Annotated in this window: 20 protein-coding genes and 1 tRNA gene; 9 read left to right on the top strand and 12 right to left on the bottom strand. The window is 61.9% G+C overall.

What is annotated here, in order from left to right; all coding sequences use genetic code 11:
• Nucleotides 1–13: 13 nt before the first annotated feature.
• Nucleotides 14–1,111, bottom strand: coding sequence for an NADH:flavin oxidoreductase/NADH oxidase (locus tag ACWGTO_RS06680; protein ID WP_454574083.1), 1,098 nt, complete (start codon nucleotides 1,109–1,111; stop codon nucleotides 14–16).
• Nucleotides 1,112–1,246: 135 nt separating this feature from the next.
• Here ACWGTO_RS06680 and ACWGTO_RS06675 point away from each other — a divergent pair, with 135 nt between their 5' ends.
• Nucleotides 1,247–1,828, top strand: a complete 582-nt coding sequence (locus ACWGTO_RS06675) for an NUDIX domain-containing protein (protein ID WP_454574082.1) — start codon at nucleotides 1,247–1,249, stop codon at nucleotides 1,826–1,828.
• Between the two features lie 439 nt (nucleotides 1,829–2,267).
• On the top strand, nucleotides 2,268–3,362 hold the full coding sequence (locus ACWGTO_RS06670) for an acyltransferase family protein (protein ID WP_454574081.1): 1,095 nt from the start codon (nucleotides 2,268–2,270) through the stop codon (nucleotides 3,360–3,362).
• A 170-nt stretch (nucleotides 3,363–3,532) separates the two neighbouring features.
• Here the strand turns inward: ACWGTO_RS06670 and ACWGTO_RS06665 are convergent, their stop codons facing one another.
• The 3 genes from ACWGTO_RS06665 to ACWGTO_RS06655 all read right to left on the bottom strand — a co-directional run bounded on the left by ACWGTO_RS06665 (nucleotide 3,533) and on the right by ACWGTO_RS06655 (nucleotide 6,077).
• On the bottom strand, nucleotides 3,533–5,029 hold the full coding sequence (locus ACWGTO_RS06665) for an HAL/PAL/TAL family ammonia-lyase (protein WP_454574376.1): 1,497 nt from the start codon (nucleotides 5,027–5,029) through the stop codon (nucleotides 3,533–3,535).
• Nucleotides 5,030–5,512: 483 nt separating this feature from the next.
• Nucleotides 5,513–5,719 (bottom strand): hypothetical protein, encoded by a 207-nt coding sequence (locus ACWGTO_RS06660; RefSeq protein ID WP_454574080.1) that lies wholly within the window; start codon nucleotides 5,717–5,719, stop codon nucleotides 5,513–5,515.
• A 133-nt stretch (nucleotides 5,720–5,852) separates the two neighbouring features.
• On the bottom strand, nucleotides 5,853–6,077 hold the full coding sequence (locus tag ACWGTO_RS06655) for a hypothetical protein (RefSeq protein WP_454574079.1): 225 nt from the start codon (nucleotides 6,075–6,077) through the stop codon (nucleotides 5,853–5,855).
• A 334-nt stretch (nucleotides 6,078–6,411) separates the two neighbouring features.
• On the opposite strand from ACWGTO_RS06655, the gene ACWGTO_RS06650 reads away from it, so the two are divergent.
• Nucleotides 6,412–6,651 carry a hypothetical protein gene (locus ACWGTO_RS06650; RefSeq protein WP_454574078.1) on the top strand — a complete coding sequence of 80 codons (240 nt, stop codon included), beginning with the start codon at nucleotides 6,412–6,414 and terminating at the stop codon, nucleotides 6,649–6,651.
• A gap of 682 nt (nucleotides 6,652–7,333) precedes the next feature.
• Here ACWGTO_RS06650 and ACWGTO_RS06645 read toward each other — a convergent pair.
• The 3 genes from ACWGTO_RS06645 to ACWGTO_RS06635 all read right to left on the bottom strand — a co-directional run bounded on the left by ACWGTO_RS06645 (nucleotide 7,334) and on the right by ACWGTO_RS06635 (nucleotide 9,184).
• A tRNA-Leu gene (locus ACWGTO_RS06645) sits at nucleotides 7,334–7,419 on the bottom strand.
• A 135-nt stretch (nucleotides 7,420–7,554) separates the two neighbouring features.
• Nucleotides 7,555–8,217 (bottom strand): outer membrane protein, encoded by a 663-nt coding sequence (locus tag ACWGTO_RS06640; protein ID WP_454574077.1) that lies wholly within the window; start codon nucleotides 8,215–8,217, stop codon nucleotides 7,555–7,557.
• Nucleotides 8,218–8,332: 115 nt separating this feature from the next.
• Nucleotides 8,333–9,184: an alpha/beta fold hydrolase gene (locus tag ACWGTO_RS06635; protein WP_454574076.1), complete on the bottom strand. Its 852-nt coding sequence runs from the start codon at nucleotides 9,182–9,184 to the stop codon at nucleotides 8,333–8,335.
• A 390-nt stretch (nucleotides 9,185–9,574) separates the two neighbouring features.
• Here ACWGTO_RS06635 and ade point away from each other — a divergent pair, with 390 nt between their 5' ends.
• Nucleotides 9,575–11,386: an adenine deaminase gene (ade, locus tag ACWGTO_RS06630; RefSeq protein WP_454574075.1), complete on the top strand. Its 1,812-nt coding sequence runs from the start codon at nucleotides 9,575–9,577 to the stop codon at nucleotides 11,384–11,386.
• Between the two features lie 28 nt (nucleotides 11,387–11,414).
• Here the strand turns inward: ade and ACWGTO_RS06625 are convergent, their stop codons facing one another.
• From ACWGTO_RS06625 to ACWGTO_RS06615, 3 genes are all read right to left on the bottom strand, one after another.
• Complete coding sequence (locus ACWGTO_RS06625) at nucleotides 11,415–12,578, bottom strand: alpha/beta hydrolase (RefSeq protein WP_454574074.1); 1,164 nt, start codon at nucleotides 12,576–12,578, stop codon at nucleotides 11,415–11,417.
• Nucleotides 12,579–12,711: 133 nt separating this feature from the next.
• Entirely contained in the window at nucleotides 12,712–13,815 is a 1,104-nt protein-coding gene (locus ACWGTO_RS06620; RefSeq protein WP_454574073.1) for an alpha/beta hydrolase, read from the bottom strand.
• Between the two features lie 97 nt (nucleotides 13,816–13,912).
• The gene (locus ACWGTO_RS06615) at nucleotides 13,913–15,316 is read right to left on the bottom strand and encodes an aminopeptidase P family N-terminal domain-containing protein (protein WP_454574072.1); all 1,404 of its coding nucleotides are present in this window, start codon (nucleotides 15,314–15,316) and stop codon (nucleotides 13,913–13,915) included.
• Between the two features lie 128 nt (nucleotides 15,317–15,444).
• On the opposite strand from ACWGTO_RS06615, the gene ilvA reads away from it, so the two are divergent.
• Nucleotides 15,445–16,701 (top strand): threonine ammonia-lyase IlvA, encoded by a 1,257-nt coding sequence (ilvA, locus tag ACWGTO_RS06610; protein WP_454574071.1) that lies wholly within the window; start codon nucleotides 15,445–15,447, stop codon nucleotides 16,699–16,701.
• Nucleotides 16,698–17,252, top strand: a complete 555-nt coding sequence (locus ACWGTO_RS06605) for a DUF1697 domain-containing protein (RefSeq protein WP_454574070.1) — start codon at nucleotides 16,698–16,700, stop codon at nucleotides 17,250–17,252. The genes ilvA and ACWGTO_RS06605 overlap by 4 nt, the downstream gene beginning before the upstream one ends.
• A 2-nt stretch (nucleotides 17,253–17,254) precedes the next feature.
• Here ACWGTO_RS06605 and ACWGTO_RS06600 read toward each other — a convergent pair whose 3' ends face one another.
• Complete coding sequence (locus ACWGTO_RS06600) at nucleotides 17,255–17,548, bottom strand: DUF2218 domain-containing protein (RefSeq protein WP_454574069.1); 294 nt, start codon at nucleotides 17,546–17,548, stop codon at nucleotides 17,255–17,257.
• Nucleotides 17,549–17,680: 132 nt separating this feature from the next.
• Nucleotides 17,681–18,121, bottom strand: coding sequence for a VOC family protein (locus ACWGTO_RS06595; protein WP_454574068.1), 441 nt, complete (start codon nucleotides 18,119–18,121; stop codon nucleotides 17,681–17,683).
• 358 nt (nucleotides 18,122–18,479) lie between these two features.
• On the opposite strand from ACWGTO_RS06595, the gene ACWGTO_RS06590 reads away from it, so the two are divergent.
• The 3 genes from ACWGTO_RS06590 to ACWGTO_RS06580 all read left to right on the top strand — a co-directional run bounded on the left by ACWGTO_RS06590 (nucleotide 18,480) and on the right by ACWGTO_RS06580 (nucleotide 20,551).
• Nucleotides 18,480–19,076, top strand: a complete 597-nt coding sequence (locus tag ACWGTO_RS06590) for a cold-shock protein (RefSeq protein ID WP_454574067.1) — start codon at nucleotides 18,480–18,482, stop codon at nucleotides 19,074–19,076.
• A gap of 125 nt (nucleotides 19,077–19,201) precedes the next feature.
• Nucleotides 19,202–19,774 carry a DUF192 domain-containing protein gene (locus tag ACWGTO_RS06585; RefSeq protein ID WP_454574066.1) on the top strand — a complete coding sequence of 191 codons (573 nt, stop codon included), beginning with the start codon at nucleotides 19,202–19,204 and terminating at the stop codon, nucleotides 19,772–19,774.
• 9 nt (nucleotides 19,775–19,783) lie between these two features.
• Complete coding sequence (locus ACWGTO_RS06580) at nucleotides 19,784–20,551, top strand: alpha/beta fold hydrolase (RefSeq protein ID WP_454574065.1); 768 nt, start codon at nucleotides 19,784–19,786, stop codon at nucleotides 20,549–20,551.
• Nucleotides 20,552–20,614: the final 63 nt, after the last annotated feature.

The raw sequence follows: 20,614 nt of genomic DNA, 5'->3' as shown, positions 1-20,614 counted from the left end.
CGGTGCAGGCGTCTCAGTCCTTCATCCAGTGCTGCATCGTCGTTACCGAGCGGGCGAGCTGCGGCGCCGGATGGATTTTCTCGTCAAAGGTGGCGGCGGCGCGCCAGCCCCAGCGCGGGTCGGCAAGGAATGCGCGGGCCAGCGCCACCATATCGGCGCGGCCGTCGGCGACGATCGCTTCGGCCTGGGCGGGATCGTCGATCAGACCGACAGCCCGCGTCGGGATGCCGGCGCCCTTGCGCACCGCTTCGGCCAGATGCACCTGGTAGCCGGGGCCGATCGGCAGCTTCTGCAACGGCGAATTGCCGCCGCTCGAGCAGCAGAGATAGGCAATGCCCAGCGCTTTCAACGCCTTGGCCACCTCGATCGCGTCCGCGACGTCGAAGCCGCCATCGACCCAGTCCTTTACCGACAGGCGTGCGCCAAGCATCAGGTCTGGAACGGCTTTCCTCACCGATTTGGCGATCTCCAGGAGGAAACGCATGCGGTTCTCCAACGACCCGCCCCAGCGGTCGGTGCGCTGGTTGGAAAGCGGCGACAGGAACTGGAAGATCAGATAGCCGTGCGCGGCGTGCAGTTCGAGGAAGTCGAAGCCGGCTCGCTCGGCCCGCTTTGCGGCTTGAGTAAAGCGCTCGACGAGCTGCAGGATTTCATCCTCCTCCAGCGCATGCGGCACGTTCCAGCCGGTGTCATAGGCGATAGCCGAAGCCGAGACGGTCTGCCAGGGATCCTCGCCCGGCTGCAGCGGACCGCCGCCTTCCCAGGGCTTTCTGTTGGAGGCCTTGCGGCCGGCATGAGCAAGCTGGATGCCGAATTTCGTCTCCGGGGCGGCGACGCGCCTGGCCGCATCCAGCGTGCGCCGGGCAGCGGCCTCGTTGTCGTCGGAATAAAGGCCGTGGCAACCGTGGGTGATGCGGCCCCGCCGCTCGACATCGGTCATTTCGACGGTGATCATCCCAGCGCCCGACATCGCCAGGTTCATCCAGTGATGGAGATGCCAGTCGCTGGCCGAGCCGTCGTCGGCGGAATATTGGCACATCGGCGCCACTGCGATGCGGTTCGGGAAGGTCAGGCCATCGAGGGTGATCGGCTGGAAAAGCGCTGCGGTCATCAAAAAAACTCCGGGACGGTGGCTTCAGCTATGTAGGCGATGGCAGTTGCCGGCACCAGACACGAGGCGGTGAAACGGTTGCGCGGGAAGCGGTTCGCGGTTACGCCATGGCGCCGACAGCATGGAGTTTCACGCATGGAAGATCGCATCCGCATCCGTTCGGAGGAAGTCCTGTCCGACGACTGGGCGGTCCTGAAGAAGACCGTTCTCGACTATCGCCGGCGCGATGGGCAGTGGGAGACGCAGATTCGCCAGACCTACGATCGCGGCGACGGCGCGGTGATCCTGCCTTATGACCCCGAGCGCCAGACGGTGCTTCTGGTGCGGCAGTTCCGCTATCCCGCCTATGTCACCGGTCACCGCGAACCGCTGATCGAGGCCTGCGCCGGCCTGCTCGACGAAAACGATCCGGAAACCGCTATTCTAAAGGAGGCCGAGGAAGAGCTTGGCTATCACTTGAAGAACATCGAGCGGCTGTTTTCGCCTTATATGAGCCCCGGCAGCGTAACCGAACGGCTGTGGTTCTTCGTGGCGCGCTATTCACCCGACGACCGCATTTCGTCCGGCGGCGGCGCGGCGGACGAGGGCGAGGATATCGAGGTGCTGGAAATACCGCTCGACGAGGCGCTGGCTGGCATCGCCGACGGCCGCATCATCGATGCCAAGACCATCATCCTGATCCAGCATCTGAAGCTCAATCCCGGCCTGGCCGGCTGATCGGCAGCGGTCGCCGCCAGAGCAGGCTTGCAACGCTGTCTCGCTCTACCAGTGGCGGCCACGCGGACGTGGTGGAACTGGCAGACACAAGGGACTTAAAATCCGTATTTGCTATTGATTTGATAAGTTATTTCGACCACTGCAAGCCGCAGACGGCATCGTCGGCTATTCGAGTTTCGCTCGAGGGGGCTCGGCGATCATTCGAGGCTCCATGAGACAGTGTCAGGTCGATGTTCTTCCCACCACACCGGTCGCACCTGAGCTTCGCTGTCAGATCGTCGTGCATGATCGAACAATCGAAGCCCAGTCACGTGTGGGCGCAGCGCCGTCTCCCCAATACGAAGTATGACGTCGCATGCGAGGCGTCGAAAGAGGTAATTGCCTCCGAAATCGCCTCCGGTCAGACTAGCTGATTGTCGCGGGCGACAGAGTCAGGCTGATGCTGAACAATCTCCAGGTGCTTCGGGCTGTCGCTGCGTATGCGGTGGTTTTGTACCATGCCCAGCCGTTCATCGAGCGCCTGCACCCGCTCCCCTATCATTCAGATCTGGGGGCTGCGGGTGTCGATATATTCTTCGTCATATCTGGCTTCATCATGGTTTATGCAAGCGACAGAAGCCACCGTGGTCCTGCTGCGTTCTGGCGTGACCGACTCATCCGGATATTGCCGCTATACTGGATCATCACTTTCGCGATGATAGCCGTCCACTCTGTCGGCTTCAGTCCGTCAGGACTGCACAATTGGGACGGCTCGGACTTGCTGACATCCCTGTTCCTACTACCGAATATACGGCTCGACGGGGTTCCGGAGCCTATACTCAGTCCGGCATGGACACTGATCTACGAGGCTTTTTTCTATTTCTTCTTCGGCCTTTTCCTGCTTTCGGGGCGAAATAGTCGGGCAACTACCATTTTGGCCGTGGTCTTTCTGTCGTTTTGGTTCATTGGCATGGTATTCAAGCCACAATCTTTTGTGATCAAGTACTATACGAACGCCATCTTACTCGAGTTCGCGCTCGGCTGTTTCCTGGGGCTCTTATATCTGAAGTCACGGGCACTCAACCTGCCCTACGGAACAACACTGAGTGTTCTGGCGATTTGGGTAGCCGTTGCTGTGTTGGTTGCCCAAGACTGGCACTTGGGCGTCGAGGTTATGCGCACGGGGGAAATCAGGCTCATGCGGCTTGGCCTACCTGCGATGGTCATCGTCGCCAGCGCGTTGATACTTGAGCGTTCAAATCATCGGGCGTCGCATCGGGGCGCTCTCCTGCTGGGGTCTGCGAGCTACGCGACCTACCTGATCCATCCGCTGATTCTGCACAGCGTGTACTTTCTTTCGGCAGAAGTGCTTCCGGCGGGCTCCATTTTCTCAGCCAGTTTCTATTTGTTCGCCGCACTCGCCGCTGTCTGTCTCTTCAGCGTTGGCCTGCATTTGTGGGTAGAGGTACCGCTCACCCGCTTTCTCAAGCAGCTGTCGCGCAGCCAGTCGGGCAGAACACTTATTCCACTGCCCGAAGGTGCGAGTGCTCAGTAGGCCTGTCAACGTCTTCCCAGCGACGCTACATGGCCGCCGTGCCGGTGCGGCCGGTGTTGCGCGTTATGGCAAGTGAAGCGCTGCATCGAGCTGTTCCGCGTCGGTGAACGGATGGGCACACCTCGCTCCAGACAACCAAAGGCTACGCCCCACCTTACGCCGAAGCACCTTCAGGGCGGACAGGGCGGCACGTCCATTTCGCGGATGAAGTTGCGCAATTCCTCCATGTCCCCGGACAAAGGCCGATCGTCGGAATAGTGCGCGATGTTTTCCCGGACCATGCGGTAGATGGTGTCGGTGCCGGGCGCCCGCGCCCCGCGCCCCGCCAGGAAATCATGGGCCTGCGCGGCAGCCATGAGCTCGATCGCCAGAATGTATTCCGCGTTGTCGATAACGGCGAGCAGCTTGTTGGCAGCGACCGTAGGGTGAGCAAGAAAGTCCTCTTGCAGGCCGGATGTGACGCCACCGTCGGTCGCCGCCGGGGCGGCCAGGCGCCGATTGACGTTGCTCAGCGACGTGGCGGTGTATTGGGCAATCATGAAGCCGGAATTGCTGCCGTCCTCATCGGCAAGGAAGGCCGGCAGATTGTTGACCAGAGGATTGACGAGACGGTCGATCCGACGCTCGCTCATTCCAGCCACCTGCGCCAACGCGATGGTCAGGCCGTCGGCTGCCTGCCCGAGCGCCGGCGCCACCGCATGTGCCTCTGAAACAACCTGGGGATCGTTCAACGATCCGAATACAGCGGGATTGTCGGTGACGGCAGCCAATTCACGGTCGACCAACACAGCGGACCGGTCCAACACCTCGCGGGCGGCGCCATGAACATGCGGCACGGCTCGAAGACTGAGTGCGTCTTGCGTGCGACTGCCGTGAGCAAGCGCGATAAGCTCGCTGCCGTGAAGCCAGCCTCGCAGCGCTTTGCCGACATCCTGAATGCCAGGCGAGGGCCGCATCGCCAGGATGGCTTCGCCAAAGGCCGGCATTTGTGCGCCTGCGGCTTCAAGTGTCAAAGCGGCCGCGGCGTCAGCCCATCCCAACAGGCGCTCCGCGCGCTGAACGGCGATGCTTGTCAGGCCGGTCGCGCACGCCGTGCCATTGACGAGGCTCAAGCCTTCCTTCGCGCCAAGCTCGAGGGGCTCCAGGCCCATTTCGGCAAGCGCTTCCAGACCGCTCATCGAGCGACCTGCCACTGTTGCGCTGCCTTCACCAATCAAGACCAGGGCCACATGCGCGTTGTGTGTCAAATACCCGGCCGATCCCCTGGATGGCACATCGGGAACGCAGTCGCGCTCGATAAAGGTGAGCAGATTGCGAACGATCTGAGGGCTTACGCCGGAATGGCCATGCGCGAAATTTGCCACTTGAGCGGCAATGATGGCGCGCACGCCGCGTCGCGGCACCAGGTCACCGACGCCGCATGCGTGACTGCGAATGATGTTGCGCGACAGCTTCTTTTGCAGCGCAGGCGCCACAACCTTGCTTGCCAATGCGCCAACCCCGGTGTTCACGCCATAGGCGCGGATGCCGTTTTCGACGATGGCCGCTACGATCCGGTTCGCAAAGGCGATCCTCTCCCACACTGCCGGACTGAGCGCCAGGGATTCGCCCTCGCTCACTTGCGCGATGTCGCGCCAGCTGGCGTTGCCATCTATCGTTATTGTCATTGGTCGTTCCGAAAATAGCGCTGCGGTTGCGCAAGCGCTGTTGGGTCGCTCGAAAGGCTGGGTGAGAACCTTGCCGTGGCTCCGTACCGTACAACCGCAATGCATAGTGACGATGGAACCGCCGATTGATGCGACTGTAGCGACGTCGCGGGTAAAAAACTCTGATCCGGCGCCTGAAGCTGAAGCCGCTTTCGGCTGAACCATGGCTTCATTCCGGCGCTTGCATTATCGGGCTAGACCCGCGAATCCCGGTCGCCTAGTCGTCCGGAAGTTGCAGGGACAGCGCAAAGGCATGGCTGAAGCAAAGCAGCGCGCGAGCATCTCTCCTGTTGCTGAACGCCGCGCTGCTTGTCCGCCACCGCCGGTTGACCCAGCGTTTCCTCAAGCGGATGCGGCATCTGCCGAATTTCGCCGCCCCTGTGACCTTCACGGACTGGCGCGCGAGCCGCGCTTGACGATAGACGGGGGGTCTGAAATGACCGATCAATTGGTCTTGCCGGGATCGATCTTCGTGAGCCGCTTCTTGGCCTCGACCACGCGCCGTTGCGCTGAGCGGATTCGGCAACACAAAGCGAGATTCATGGCGACGCCGCAGTCTTCATCAAGCAAGTTTTCGGCGCGTTCGAGATCCAATTTTGCCCGGCCCACGCGCTGTCGTGCTCTGGCCAGTTCCAAGTCCATCAGGTCCATTGTTCCGCTTCCTTTGGGTTGCGGTCCCTTCACAACACCAACCCCTGCCGAACGCTTTGGTTCCTGCGACGTATTGGCCGAGCACCGCCAAGGCTGCCGGCCCCCTCTCCACACTATCCGGAGTGGGCCGCGCTCATTGTGCCAACTCTTTCAGGGTTGTTGGGGTCGCAGGGTTGTTGGGGTCGATTGTCGCCAGACGCCCGCCGGGCTTCATGACACGCCGCCTCGCCGACCGTATCCTGCTGCACAGGGCGAGGTTCTCAGCCACCATTTGCTCGCTGCGTAAAAGCGCGAGCTCGGTCTGTTTGATGCGCTGCTGGGCATCGACGAGTCGCATCGTCTGAAGATCGGCTGCCATTCTGGGTCCTGGGTCCGCGAGATTCATGGGCATCTAACACATGGCGGGCGAAATCGTTCCCTATTGTCGGGCGAAACCGGCGCTACATCAAGGGGGCTGAGGTTGAACCCCAGCGGGATATCCCAAGCCCGACGTCAGGGGCGCCGACCTATCGGCACCCCTGAAGAGCGACGAATGCAGCTGACGTTCAGGCCGCGAGCGCCAAGGCAATGCGACGGCGAGCCCGTGGGCGATCGGAAAGGCCGCCGCCTCACGGGTGGCGGGCTGTTTGGAATGGTCAGGCTCGCGACAGCCTTGACAGGTATCGTTACGGCCTCATCAAGCGGAGGTATCAATGGTCTCGGCGATTGGAAATCAACATCGGCAGGAAACTCAACCGAAAGCCGCAAGGACAGAACCGGGCGAAGTATTTGCGCCAGGCAAAAGCGCAGACAGCGTAGGACATCGCGCCAAGGCTATGGTGGCAGAAAGTGGCGATACCGGTCCTGGTGCGCAGGGGCGCGCCGCATCGACAATCGCCAGGATGGATATTACCGTTTTGACTCCACCGAGCGAAGAGCCGCCTTTGGAGTAGCTCGGGCGGCCGTGCGGCTGCCTGACGGTGGCGGGCCATGGCAGGCTTCAGTCTTTGTGCTGCACGATGTAGCGACTGCTCACCGCATTCGCTCCCATGCCCCGCGTGACAACGACCGTCCTATACCCGGCAGGAAGGGAACCTGTAGCGGATGCGTCGACCGAACGGCATTGCCCCACGATCTCTCCATTGGGGGCGCCTGCGAGCCTGTTGGCCAAAGCTACCTGGCATTGGTCAAGGGATACGAACATCATGGCCGGTGATGTATCGAGCGGTTTGCAGACAGCCTGACTTGGGCTGCACGACAGCAGAACCATCAATGCTGCAGTTGCCGGATCCATTTGCGAGTTTTTCCCCGTTGTGGACGAAATCTCAACGCGGAAATGGGGACTTTGTTTCGCAGCTGCTAAAATATCAGAGCATGTGTGGGAACAAGAGAGTGGCTATGTCGGTTCTATGGGAATGCAAGGCAAAATCAAAGATCCGCCGCCGAAACCCAGTCCGGGGAAGACGCCTGTCCGTCCCGACAAGGACGCATCGCCAGAGCCTCGACATGTCGACCCGCCACCGCGAGATGTGCGCGAGGCGCCGGTACCAAATCCAAACGGCGATAAAAAGTCCTGACGGCCGGCCTGCCGACCGAGAAGCGGTTTTGGGGTAGCCAACAAGATTGATTTCAACGTGGTGCGGACGACGGGAATCGAACCCGTACGATCAGAGATCGAGGGATTTTAAGTCCCTTGCGTCTACCAATTCCGCCACGTCCGCAGGCCAGCCCTTTTCAGACGCCAGCGAAAACCCGTCAAGCCATCTTTTGCCGGCAATCGCCGTTCGAGCCTACAACGGATGCTGCGCTATTTTAACACAACAGGTTGCGCGGAAAATCTCAGTCGCTGAGGACGATCAGAACTTGTAGCTGAGGTTGATGCCGACCGCGTTCAGCTTCACGTCCTGGTCGCGATCGGTGAAGGGTGCCGGTACGTCATAGTGCTCGGAGCCGAGATCATAGTAGCGATATTGCGCGCCGACGATGAACTTGTCGGTCAGTGCGTAGTCGACGCCGGCACCCACGGTCCAGCCGACGTTGGTGCGCGTGCTGGCGAACGACGCCCCCGCGACTTGCGACGTTTCGATGCCAGCAAAGGCGACGCCGCCAACGCCATAGAGCAGCAGGCGGTCCATGGCGAAGCCGGCCTTGGCGTTGACCGACCCGAACCACTTGATGTCGGCGCCAAATGTGCTTCCCAGGCCCGATACCGACGTACCGTCGATCGAGGAATAGTTCAGCTCCGCCTCGGCGCCGAGCACCGCCTGGTCGAACTGCCACAGGCCGGCGACATGGCCGCCGACGAAACCGCCGTCTATGTCGGGCGTGATGGAAAACGGCGCGCCCTCCGTTCCTGTAATGTCGGACTGGCCCCAACCGTAGCCAGCCTGCAGACCGGCATAGTAGCCGGTCCAGTCGAAGCCCGGTTCGGTCATCGGTACCGCCATCGGGTCGGCGGCAAAAGCCGGCGCGGCCAGAGCGATCAGAAATCCGGCACTGGTTATCGCCAGACCACGCATCGAACTCTCCGAAATGGCGGTTCAGAAGACTCCTTGCAGCAAGGTAGCTCTATTCGCTGTAAAACGGAACCCATTGTTCAACAATCGAAATGCGCCTGTTGCTGCGCGCTATGCTCTATTTGGCGTCGATGAAGTCCAGCGCCGCCTGGCTATATTCATCCGGCGCCTGAAGCATGGCGAAGTGGCTGGCGTTGGGCAGGATGATAAGCTTGGCGCCCGGAATGACGGAGGCCATGTATTCGGTGTGTTCGCGCTCGATCGCCTCGTCATGATCGCCAGCGACGATCGCCGTCGGCGTGGTGATCTTGCCGAGCTGTTCCTTGGTCCAGGCCGGCTCCGACTCCCACATATGGCTGATCTGCGAAACGAAGGCGTCATACTGGTCCGGCGTCTTCGACATCTTCTTGTAGTCGCGGCCGGAGCGTTCGATGTAGGCGGCAAAGGTCTTGTTGGTCATCACGCCGGGATCGACGCCATCGGTGGTGACATTGGCGGCTTGCGCAAAGAGCCTGGTCAGCCGCTCCGGATGATGCAGCGCGATGTCGATGCCGATAATGCCGCCATCGCTCCAGCCGACAAGAGCGGTTTTGTCGATCTTGAGGTAGTCGAGCAGGGCCAGATAGTCGGACGCCATGAGGTCATAGCCGTAAGGCTGCTCAGTGCGGGTGGAGCGGCCGTGGCCGCGGCTGTCGGCGACAATCACCTTGTGGGTCTTGGACATCGTCGCCACCTGGCTCGCCCAGATGTCGGCGTGGCCAAAGCCGCCATGGATGAGGAGAACCGGATCGCCCTTGCCGAAAACGGCGTAGTACATCTGGATGCCGTTGACCGGCGCATAGCCGCTCTGCTCGGGTTTGGGCATGGCCGCCGGTTCGGGTAGCGTCAGCCAGCGCTCCTCGGCGGATGCAAAGCCGGCCGAGATCAGGAACAGGGTGACGACGGCGAATGCTTGCAGGATCCGGGTCATGACTTCCCCTCAGGAGGTTTCGGCCTCGGGCCGTTTCGGTCCCGGGGGTCGATTTAACGGCCTTCCCGAGCGCAGAGTCAACGAACGGGGTTTCGACCTGGTGACATGAATTGAAATTTCATGCCGCCATTGCGGCAACGCGTCCGTGACGGCAATCGCAACAAAAAACCCGCCTCGCGGCGGGTTGTCGGCGCAAATCAGCACCATGCCCAACACTATAGCATAACTGCCGCCACAAATCACCGTGAATGATCGCGCCGTCGACGCTTGCCATCGCCAGGGTGAGCAGGTGCGGCGCATTCGCCAATGCATCTCATCGAGCGGATTTTGTCCGCAATCGCTGGTCAAAACCTTGCCGGCTTGGCACAGTCGGGCAAACAGGAGTCTGTCATGGCCAAGCAGCCATCGGTGACGAAACCCAAACCATGGACCGAGATGGCGACGCATCTGGTCGATGTGGCGACCGGGCGCAAACCGGCCGATCTGGTTATCCGCAACGGGCGCTGGGTGAACGTGCATTCGGGCGAGATCATCGCCGGCACCGACATTGCCATAGCCGGCGGCCGCTTTGCCTATTGCGGGCCGAATGCCAGCCATGCCATCGGGCAGGGCACGAAGGTGGTCGATGCCGGCGGCCGCTATCTGGTGCCCGGCCTTTGCGATGCGCATATGCATGTCGAGAGCGGCATGGTGACGGTGACCGAGTTCTGCCGCGCCGTCATTCCGCACGGCACCACCTCGATGTTCATCGACCCGCACGAAATTGCCAATGTACTGGGGCTTCCCGGAGTGCGGCTGATGCACGACGAAGCTGTCGCCATGCCGATCAACGTGCATGTCCAGATGCCGTCCTGCGTGCCGTCGGCACCGGGGCTCGAACATGCCGGCGCCGAACTGACTGTCGCCGACGTTACCGAGGCGATGACCTGGGAGAACATCATCGGCCTCGGCGAAGTGATGAATTTCCCCGGTGTCGTGGCCAACGATCCGGTGATGTCGGGCGAGATCGCCGCGACGGTGAGGGCCGGCAAGACGGTCGGCGGCCACTATGCCTCGCGCGATCTCGGCCTGCCGTTCCACGGTTATGTCGCCGGCGGACCGGAGGACGACCATGAGGGCACCCGGGCCGAGGATGCCATTGCCCGCGTACGCCAGGGCATGAAGGCGATGCTGCGGCTGGGCTCGGCCTGGTACGATGTGGCGTCGCAGATCAAGGCGGTGACCGAGAGCGGCCTCGACCCGCGGAATTTCATCCTGTGCACCGACGACAGCCATTCCGGCACGCTGGTGCATGATGGCCATATGGACCGGGTGGTGCGCCACGCCATTCAACAGGGCTTGAAGCCGGTGACGGCGATCCAGATGGCGACGCTCAACACTGCCCAGCATTTCAAGCTGGAGCGCGAGATCGGTTCGATCGCGCCGGGGCGGCTCGCCGATCTGCTGATCGTTTCCGATCTTGCCGAAATGACCATCGACGAGGTCTATGGCCGCGGCGTCAGGCTGGCCAGGGGCGGCAAGCTCGAGATCGACATCCCAGCCTATGACTATCCGAAGACGGCGAAGAACACGGTCAAGCTCGGCAAGAAGCTCAAGGCAGGCGACTTCGACATTGCGGCCCCCAAGGGCGCCAACGAGGTGCGGGTGCGGGTCATCGGCGTCATCGAGAACCAGGCGCCGACGCGGGCACTGGAGGCCGACCTGCCTGTCGAGGACGGGCTGGTCGCCATGGATCGCCGCAACGATGTCTGCCAGATCGCGCTGGTCGAGCGTCACAGGGGCACAGGCGGCGTCACCAACGCCTTCGTCTCCGGCTTCGGCTATATGGGCGACTGCGCTCTCGCGTCGAGCGTGGCGCATGATGCCCACCACATCATTTGCGTCGGCACCAACAAGGAAGACATGGCGCTTGCCGTCAACCGGCTGGGCGAGGTCGGCGGCGGTGTGGTGTTGTTCTCAAAAGGCAAGGAACTGGCGCTGGTCGAAATGCCGATCGCCGGTCTGATGTCGGACGAACGCGCCGAGATCGTCGCCGCCAAGGCCGAAAAGCTGACCGAGGCGATGCGCAAGATGGGTTGTTCCCTGAACAACGCCTACATGCAGCATTCGCTCTTGGCGCTGGTCGTCATCCCGGAGTTGAGAATTTCCGATGTCGGCCTGATCGACGTCACCACGTTCCAGAAGGTCGATCTGTTTGTTTAGGTATCTCGATACCCCGGCGCTGGGTTGATCAGCCGCCGCCGCCCGTGGCGACCGTCAGCACCTTGAACGGGGTGGTGATGACGACTTCGGCCATGGAGCCGACCGCCTTGCCAATCCCTTGGCCGATATCGTCAAACTCACCCGGATCGTTCGATCGCAGGGCGGCTGGTGTGCGCAGTCGGTCACCGAGCAATTGCACCAGGATCGGATTGTCGGCGAACTTGGCATGGTTCAAACGGTCACCGCCCTTGGTCTTTGTCAGATCCGCTACGACCACACCATAGCTGGCGAGGTCGGCCGCATTGCCGTAGTCACCGACGCGCGGCTTGTCGCCGGAGATCAGGGACGACAGCTTCAGCGCGCGGTCGTCTCCCGAAAGCAGGATGGCGAACGGCTTGTCGGGTTTGCCGTAGCGGATCATCTGTTTCTTGAAGACGTCGACATCGATGTCCGGCGAAGCGAGGACGACATAGCCGAGCTTGCCGCCGAGATCGCGGTCGCCGGTGATGGCGAGCTGCCGCAGCGCCTCCATCGTCACCCATGTTCCCATCGAATGCGCAATGATGTCTATGCTCTTGACCTTTGTCTTGGCCAGCATCCTGAGCGTCGCCTCGAGATCGTCGCGCGCGGCGTTGGCGCTTTCCTTGTCATAGATGTAGCCGGTGGTCTTGCCGCTCGAAGCCCATGAGAACAGCACCGGCGTGCCCGGATATTTGGTGTCGTGGGCGATCTGCGTCAGCCGGTAGACGCCGTCGTCGAAACCGTTGTTGAAGCCGTGCACGAAGACCAGTGCGCGTTCGCCACTGATGGCGATGTTGGCGCCCACCGCCTTGGCGAATTGCTGCGCGTCGCCATAGTGGACGACATCGGTGGCGGTGAACTGCTTGGCCGGGTTGGAATTGGCCGAACCCTTCGCGCGCTCGATGGCACCGATCTGATGCACTTTGGGAACGGTGACGTCGACACGGGCATAGCTGGTGGTCAGCGAGCGATCGCCGTCGAACACCTGGCGCGGATCCTTGGTCGCCTGCTGGCGGGTGGTGGCGACGAAAATTTCATGCGTCGCGGCTATGTCGGAGGCAGGCACCGAAACCGTCGTGCTGTTCAGGAGGTCATGCGTGTTCTGGCCGGCGCAGCCGGCGACAGCGAGCGCGAACGCAAGGACGAGGGCAGTCTTCCAACGCACGGTCACGCGGGCTCCCGCTGGCGCATAGCGCCGATTTCAATGTCGATAGAGGCAGAGACCGGCCCGGTCCAGTTGAAAGTGATCCGGGCGCCCGGCATTCGCGAACTCTCGGTGCGACAGTCGCCGCAAGGCAACAGCCTTATTGTCCGAGCGCGCTGATGCGGTCGGTCACCGTCTGGTCGCTGGCAAAGCCGTCATCCTCGCGCAGCCGCTGGCCGATCATCTTCACCAGTTCGGGATTGTCGGCGAATTTGGTGTGGTTGAAGCTGTCGATTCCCTTGACCTTGGACAGATCGACCACCGTGACGCCATAGGCCGCAAGGTCGGCGGCGTCCTTGTAGTCGCCGACGCGCGGCCGCGAGCCGGCGATCAGCCCGGAGAGCCTGAGCGCACGGTCATCGTCAGAGAGCAGCAGGATGAACGGCTTGTCCGGCTTGCCGTAGCGGCGCATCTGGCTCTTGAACACGTCGACATCGATATCGGGCGAGGCCAGCACGACGTCGCCGAGCTTGCCGCCGAGATCGCGGTCACCGGTAATGGCCATTTGGCGCAGCGTTTCCATGGTGACCCAGGTTCCGAGCGAATGGGCGACGATGTCGATGCGCCGCGCGCCGGACTGCTGCAGCATCCGCAGCGTCACTTCCAGCTGGTCGCGGGCGGCGCTGGCGCTTTCCTTGTCATAGACATAGTCGGTGGTCTTGGCGCCTGAAGCCCAGGAAAACAGCACCGGGGTGCCGGGATAGCCGGAATCGTGGACGATCTGGGTCAGGCGGTAGACGGCGTCGTCGAAGCCGGTGTTGTAGCCATGCACGAAGACCATGACGCGGCCGCCACGCGCTGCGATGTCGGCGTTGAGCGCACTGGAGAATTTGGGCTGCGCGTCATAGCCGACAACCTCGGACGCCATGAAATACTTCGCCGGGTCGTTGGACTTGCCGCGCGAGCGGCGTTCGATCTGGCCGGTCTGGTGAATGCCGGGAACGGTGACGTTGACGCGGGCATAGTTCAACGTCGCCGAGCGTTCGCCGTCGAAAACCTTGTTGGGATCGTCGGATTTCTTGCGTGTCGTGGTGATGAAGATCGAGTGATTGCCCGAGATTTCAGTCACCGGCGTGGACATGACGGCGCTGCCGAGCAGTTCCTCGGTTTTGCGGCCGCCGCAGCCGGCGGTCAACAGGGCTAGTGCAAGAATGCAAATCGTCTTCAAACGCACGTCAAAAGTTCCATCGAAAGATGAATTCATTTCGAATTCACTTTGGGGCAACAGCCCGTCACCCTCCGCGACACCTCCCGGACAGGCCAAGTGCGGCAGAAGTAAGTCGTGTCCAGCCGAAATGTGGTCAGCGCCGGGAGACAGTCATCGCACTGTTGCGCGAAAGCCAGAACGGCGGCAGGAACGCCGGGATGTTGGAAAAGGGCAGCACTTCGGGCTTCAGCCTGATGCCGAGCACGTCCACCATGAAGGCGCGACGCGCCTCGATGCGGCGCCAGGCCTCGGGATAGCGGGCCGCGATCTCCTCGCGCAGCGCCTCGTCGGCGAGCGCAATGCCGTCCTCGATGTTGGTGGTGAAATAGGCGGTTCCGGTCGCCGGGATGATGTCGATCTGCAGCGCCATGCCCGATCGCAGCCTGATATCCGAGCCGGAAAACACCGGCGAATGCATCCATTCGTCGATATGGACGAGATGGCCGGGGTTGAGCGAGACGCCGAAGAACGGATCGCCGATGCGGTCATGCACCGCTTTCCACAGGGCACCGCCGGTGACACTAATGCCGATGGTTTCGTACCAGTCGACGACGGCGGCGAAATAGGGCGCGACCAGCTTCTCGACATAATCGTTTATCTCGCGCGGCAGTTCCGCCGCGCTCTCGACGAGGAAGCCGGCGCGGGCATTGAGCGAGCCCTGGATGCCATAGGCCATGGTGATGGGGTCGCCGCGCTTGACGATGTCGAGGCGGGGGCTCGGCAGTCCGTAGGCCGCGCGCTTGCCGGCGGACAGCATCGGGTGGCAGCACAAGGGCAGGCCGTTGATGCCCATCAGCCGGGCCGCCTGCAATTCGCTCATGCCAGGCTCGATGCCTCTGAGCACGTTGCGCAGGCCTTGCGAGGAAAAGGTCGCGGCGAATTCGAAGGCTGCCAGCTGGTCGGCCTCATTGATGGCGCGCAGACCGTCGGCCGGGTTCATCAGAAGGTTTGCGGCATTGACCACCGCGCCTCTGTCGCCGGCCAGTGTCCGCAGCGTATCGGCAATGAAGGAGGGCAGGTCGAGCGTCGTCTCACCAAAACCGGCATCGCCGACGCCGAACGGCTTCCATCCAATGGCGCCGATTGTCTGGCCGGTCTTCAGGCCGCAGGCAGCAAGCGTATCGGACAGGGAGGCGGAGCGGTCGCGCGGCTGCGCCGGCAGCGAGAACGTCTGGTAGAGGACGCGCTCATATGGCCCGTCGCAGATCTCGGCATAGCCCCAGCCCTCATTGCCGACGAGAAGTTTGGGCTGGTTGCCTGGAACGATAACCAGCAGCGTCTCCTCGAAACGAGGATCGTAACCACTGAGATAGGCGACATTGGCCGCATGCTCGCGGTCGCCATAGACGGCGAAGGCGTCGAGCCCGACCTCGGCGCCGCGTGCCAGCAGAGCCTCGATGCGCGCTTCGTAGGTCCGGCGCTGAAGCAGCGGCATCACTGTCGGCTCGCCGAATTCGGGAAGCGCGACGGTCTTCAGGGCGACAGCCGAAACAGCCATTGAAAACGTGCTCCAGTCTATTTGATGGCGCATCGATGAAGCATCGAGGGATCGCATCGGTGGCTGCAAACGGCGATTTGTGCAATAGGCTTCGCGCTCGAACCATTCGATCCAGAGGTGACCGCGCCATGAACAGCTTTTCCTCCCGCGTCGCCACTGCTGCTGCTGCGATCCGTCAAATCTTTCCCGAGACGCCGCTGCAGGAAAACGACTATCTGTCGAAGAAGACAGGAGCGCGGGTGCTGTTGAAGCGCGAGGATCTTTCTCCGGTGCGCTCCTACAAGATCCGCGGCGCCTTCAACTTCTTTCGCAAGGCGCTGGCCGCCGGCAACCAGGCCGAATTGTTCGTATGCGCCTCGGCCGGCAACCATGCGCAGGGCTTTGCGTTCGTGTGCCGCCATTTCGGCAAAAAGGGCGTGGTCTTCATGCCGGTAACGACACCACAGCAGAAGATCGACAAGACGCGATTGTTCGGCGGCGATTTCGTCGAAATCAGGCTGGTCGGCGATTTCTTCGACGACTGCTACCGCGCCGCCTTCGAGTTCACCGAAAGTTCGGGCGCGCATATGGTGCCGCCCTTCGACCACAAGGATATCATCGAGGGGCAGGCCACCGTCGCCTATGAGATCGCCGACCAGATGCCTGGCGCGCGCATGCCCGACATCATCATGCTGCCGGTCGGCGGCGGCGGTCTCGCCGCCGGGGTGACGCACTATTTCGCCGACCAGCAGCGCGAAGCCCGCTACGTCTTCTGCGAGCCGGCCGGGGCGCCGAGCCTGCATGAGAGCCTGGCCAGCGGCAAGCGTATCAAGCTCGCCAATGTCGACAATTTCGTCGACGGCGCGGCGGTGGCCGAGATCGGCCGCGAGCCGTTGCGGCACCTCAGGGAGTTTGCCGCTGACGCCGTGCGGCTGATCCCGGAGAATCGGCTCTGCGCCACCATGATCGAAATGCTCAACATCGAAGGCGTGGTGCTGGAGCCGGCCGGCGCGTTGGCGATCGATGCGCTAAAGGATTTTTCGCGGAAAGAAATCCGCGGCAAGACCATTGTTGCGGTGGTGTCGGGCGGCAATTTCGATTTCGAGCGACTGCCCGACGTGAAGGAGCGGGCGCTGCGTTTCGAGGGCCTGAAGAAATACTTCATCATCCGTTTCCCGCAGCGGCCCGGTGCGCTGCGCGATTTCCTCGAAATGCTCGGTCCCGACGACGATATCGCCCGCTTCGAGTACCTGAAGAAATCGGCGCGCAATTTCGGTTCGGTGCTGATCGGTATCGAAACCAAGGACCGGCGCAATTTCGACCTGCTGAAGGCGAATTTCGAGGCCGAGGGCGTGCACTATCAGGACATCACCGACAACGAGACTTTGGCTGGGTTCATCATATGAGCGGTTCGGTCTTTGTTGCACTGTTTTCCGGCATCAATGTCGGCGGCAACCGTATCGTCAAGATGGCTGAGTTGCGGGCGTTTTTCGAGGAACTCGGCTTCACCGACGTCGCCAGCTACGTGCAGAGCGGCAACGTCGTGTTCCGGGCGAAGAAGGGCAGTGCTGCCACGCTGACGAAGCAGATCGAAACTGCCTTCGAGAAAAATTGGGGCTTTCATTCGCGGATCATGGTGCGCGATCTCGGCTGGTTCGAACGGCTGGTGAGTGGAAATCCCTATCCGGAAGTGGCCGGCGATCCGACCAAGCTGCATGCCTACACGCTGGAGCGCCAGCCGACGGCAGACGAGATCGCCAGGCTTGCCGAAAAATGCACCGGGCCCGAAAGCTTCGAGGTCAAGGGCGACGTGCTCTACCTCAAGGCGCCGGACGGGCTCGGCAAATCGGTGTTCGCCAACCTTATTCCGCGCGTGCTGAAAGTACCGGGCACCGCGCGCAACTGGCGTTCGGTGCTGGCATTGCTGGAGATGGCCGGCCAGGCCGGCGCAAAATAGCGTTACGCCGCCGGAGCGGGCTTCCAGTCGAAGGCCAGCTCCTCGCGGAAGGCAAAGCGCTTGATGTGATCGGCAACGACGCTTTCCAGGCGCTCCAGCGATCCGCCTTCATCCGTCGACACGGTGATATGCAGCGCTGCCGCATCGGCATCGAGAACCGTGCGGCCGAGCGAGAGATCGATGGTGCCGTGGTTCGGATCGAACTCGACGGGAAATTTGTGTGCCCAGTGCTTGCACAGCTGCTGCAGATAGCGGCTGGCATAGGCGGTGGTGACATCGACACGGCTGGTCGGCATGAATGAAACTCCTGGATGGGGCGCTGGCTATGCCTGGCTGGCGCGTCGGGCAATTACATAGGTGCAGTCGCCCGAAACGGCAAAGGCGGCCGGCTTGTCCGCGCGGCCGCCTTGCTCAAGATGGCGTGATCGCTACCAGGTGCCGGTGTTAGGCATCGACGCCCACGGCTCGGCCTTGGGCTTGGCCGGTCCCTTCTGCAGCAGTTCAAACGAGATTCCATCCGGCGACTTGACGAAAGCCATGTTGCCGTCGCGCGGCGGCCGGTTGATGACGACGCCATTGTCCATCAGATGCTGGCAGGTGGCGTAGATGTCGTCGACCTCATAGGCGAGGTGGCCAAAATTGCGGCCGCCCTTGTAATCTTCCGGATCCCAATTGTAGGTCAGTTCGATCAGCGGCGCCTTGTCGGCGATGCCGCTCTCTTCGTCCTCGGAGGCGGCGAGGAAGATCAGCGTGAAGCGGCCTTGCTCGTTTTCGTAGCGGCGCACTTCCTTCAGGCCGAGCTTGTTGACATAGAAATCGAGCGAGACATCGACGTCGGCGACACGGACCATTGTGTGGAGGTAGCGCATGGGATTTCCTCGGGGATATTTGGGTTGCGAGGCAACATAGGGTCCACCCCGCCGAAGGGCAACGAGCATCGGACTGAAAAAGTGGTCGCCGATTTTGGAAAAGTCGGATTGCTCTGACAAAAGCGTCGGACGCAAGTGGTTGCCGATTCCGGCAAAATTCTACACAAATTGCCGACCGGTTGACGGGCCTGACGGATCGTTGTTGCGGCCGACAGCAACGCCGGCAAACAACAAATCAGCTATTCCTGTATCCAACCGTGAAAAAAGGCACGGCAGGTCTTGCACACACCGGAAGCGGCGGTGTTAATCTGATGCCAAGAATCACTTGCGGTTTTCTTGAAAAAAAGGGGGCGTTCTTATGGGGGATAGGGCCTCTTTCACGAGGCGGGATGAGAACCTTGACGACGCCCTGACGCGCGACAGTGGCGGCGATACCGCCGATCTGGTCGAAATCGCCGGCGCCATCAAATGGTTCGACGTGGCCAAGGGCTACGGCTTCATCCTTCCCGATGACGGTTCTTCGGGCGACATCCTCCTCCATGTGACGTGTCTTCGAAAGGATGGTTTCCAGACTGCGTTGGAGGGCGCGCGTGTCGTGTGCCTCGTCAAGCACGGCGACCGCGGCTTGCAGGCGTTTCGGGTGTTGTCGATGGACACCACGACGGCGATCCATCCGGCCGAGATGCAGGAACAGCGCACCCACGTGTCGGTGACACCGGAAAGCGGTCTCGAACGGGCGCTGGTGAAGTGGTTCAACCGCACCAAGGGCTTCGGCTTCCTGACCAGGGGCGAGGGCACCGAGGATATCTTCGTCCATATGGAGACGCTGCGCCGCTACGGCATTACCGAGCTCAGACCCGGACAGGTCGTGCTGGTGCGTTTCGGACGCGGTGACAAAGGCCTTATGGCGGCCGAGATTCATCCCGATATGGGCACCTTGCCGGTCGCGCATTAGGACGCGAGCCATCCCGATAAAATTCGGGACGGCTGTCTTTACCTTGTTTTCTTGGTTTCACCACGATCTTATCCGAATACCTGAGACCATTTTTCGGGATCATGGTCTTCGGTCGAGGATTTCCAATGGCGCACAGGAACTGGCTGACTGCGGGCGCGCTCAGCGTCATCGTTGCCGTGGCCGCCGGCGCTTACTTCTATTCCGGGCTGCCGACCGCATCACAGCAGACGATCGCTGGCGGCCAGGCGATGATCCTTCCTGTCGATCCGACGCCGCTGGTTGTGGCGACGAAGGGCGGAGACAAGTCCTTTTCGATCGAAATCGCCGACACCGACTCCGAGCGCGAGGCTGGGCTGATGTATCGGCAAGACATGGCCGACGACCACGGCATGCTCTTCGTCTTCGAGATGCAGAAGCAGGTCGGTTTCTGGATGCACAACACGCCGATGCCGCTCGACCTGGTCTTTGTCGGCCAGGACGGCAAGATCCGCGCCGTCAAGCACGGCGATCCGTTCTCCGATGCAGTCATCTCGCCAGGGGTGCCTGTGCGTTTCGTGCTTGAGCTCAAGGCCGGCACCGCCGCCAAGAACGGCATAGAATATGGCAATCTGCTGCGCCATCCGGCCGTCGGTACGGTCTCTGGCCCGGGCATGCCGCCGGCGGACAAGGGTGATGCGCCCACACCCGGCGCCGGATGAGGGGCGCTGATGCAGTTCTTCTCGCATAATAGGTTCGATCTCGCCTTCCTCGACCGCCAGCCGGCGTCGGGCGAGGGTGATCCGGTGCTGATGATCCACGGCTTCGCCTCGAGCCACTATGTGAACTGGGTGTCTCCGGGCTGGTTCAAGACGCTGAATGATGCCGGCTACCGCGCCATCGCCTTCGACAATCGCGGCCATGGTTCGTCGTCGAAGAGCTATGACGAGGGCGACTATACGCCGGCCAAAATGGCCTCGGATGCGGCAGCACTGCTCGACCATCTCGGCATCGGGCGTGCGCATGTCATGGGCTATTCGATGGGCGCGCGCATCTCGGCGTTCCTGGCGCTGTCCGATCCTGACAAGGTGGCGACGCTGGTGTTCGGCGGCCTCGGCATCGGCATGGTCGATGGTGTCGGCGACTGGGACCCGATCGCCGAAGCGCTGCTGGCCGACGATCCGGCCGCCACCAGCCATCCGCGCGGCCGCTCGTTTCGTGCCTTTGCCGATCAGACGCGCAGCGACCGCCGGGCGCTGGCGGCCTGCATCGCAAAGTCGCGTGAATTGCTCAGCGAAGAAGACATGACGCGCATCGCCCAGCCGACGTTGATTGCGGTTGGGACGACAGACGATATCGGCGGTTCGCCCGACCAGCTTGCCGCGCTGATGCCGAACGCCAGGGCGTTTCACATCGAGGGACGCGACCATATGCTGGCGGTCGGCGACAAGACCTTCAAGCAGCGTGTGCTGGAGTTTTATGCCGAAAATCCGCTCTGAGGCGGATGGCAAGGGGGCAAGGTGGCACAATCGGGAAGGGGCGCGGCCGCCGTTCCAGGCGAG

This window comes from Mesorhizobium sp. PL10 (genome assembly GCF_053714315.1).
This window is presented reverse-complemented; position numbering and strand designations above follow the sequence as displayed.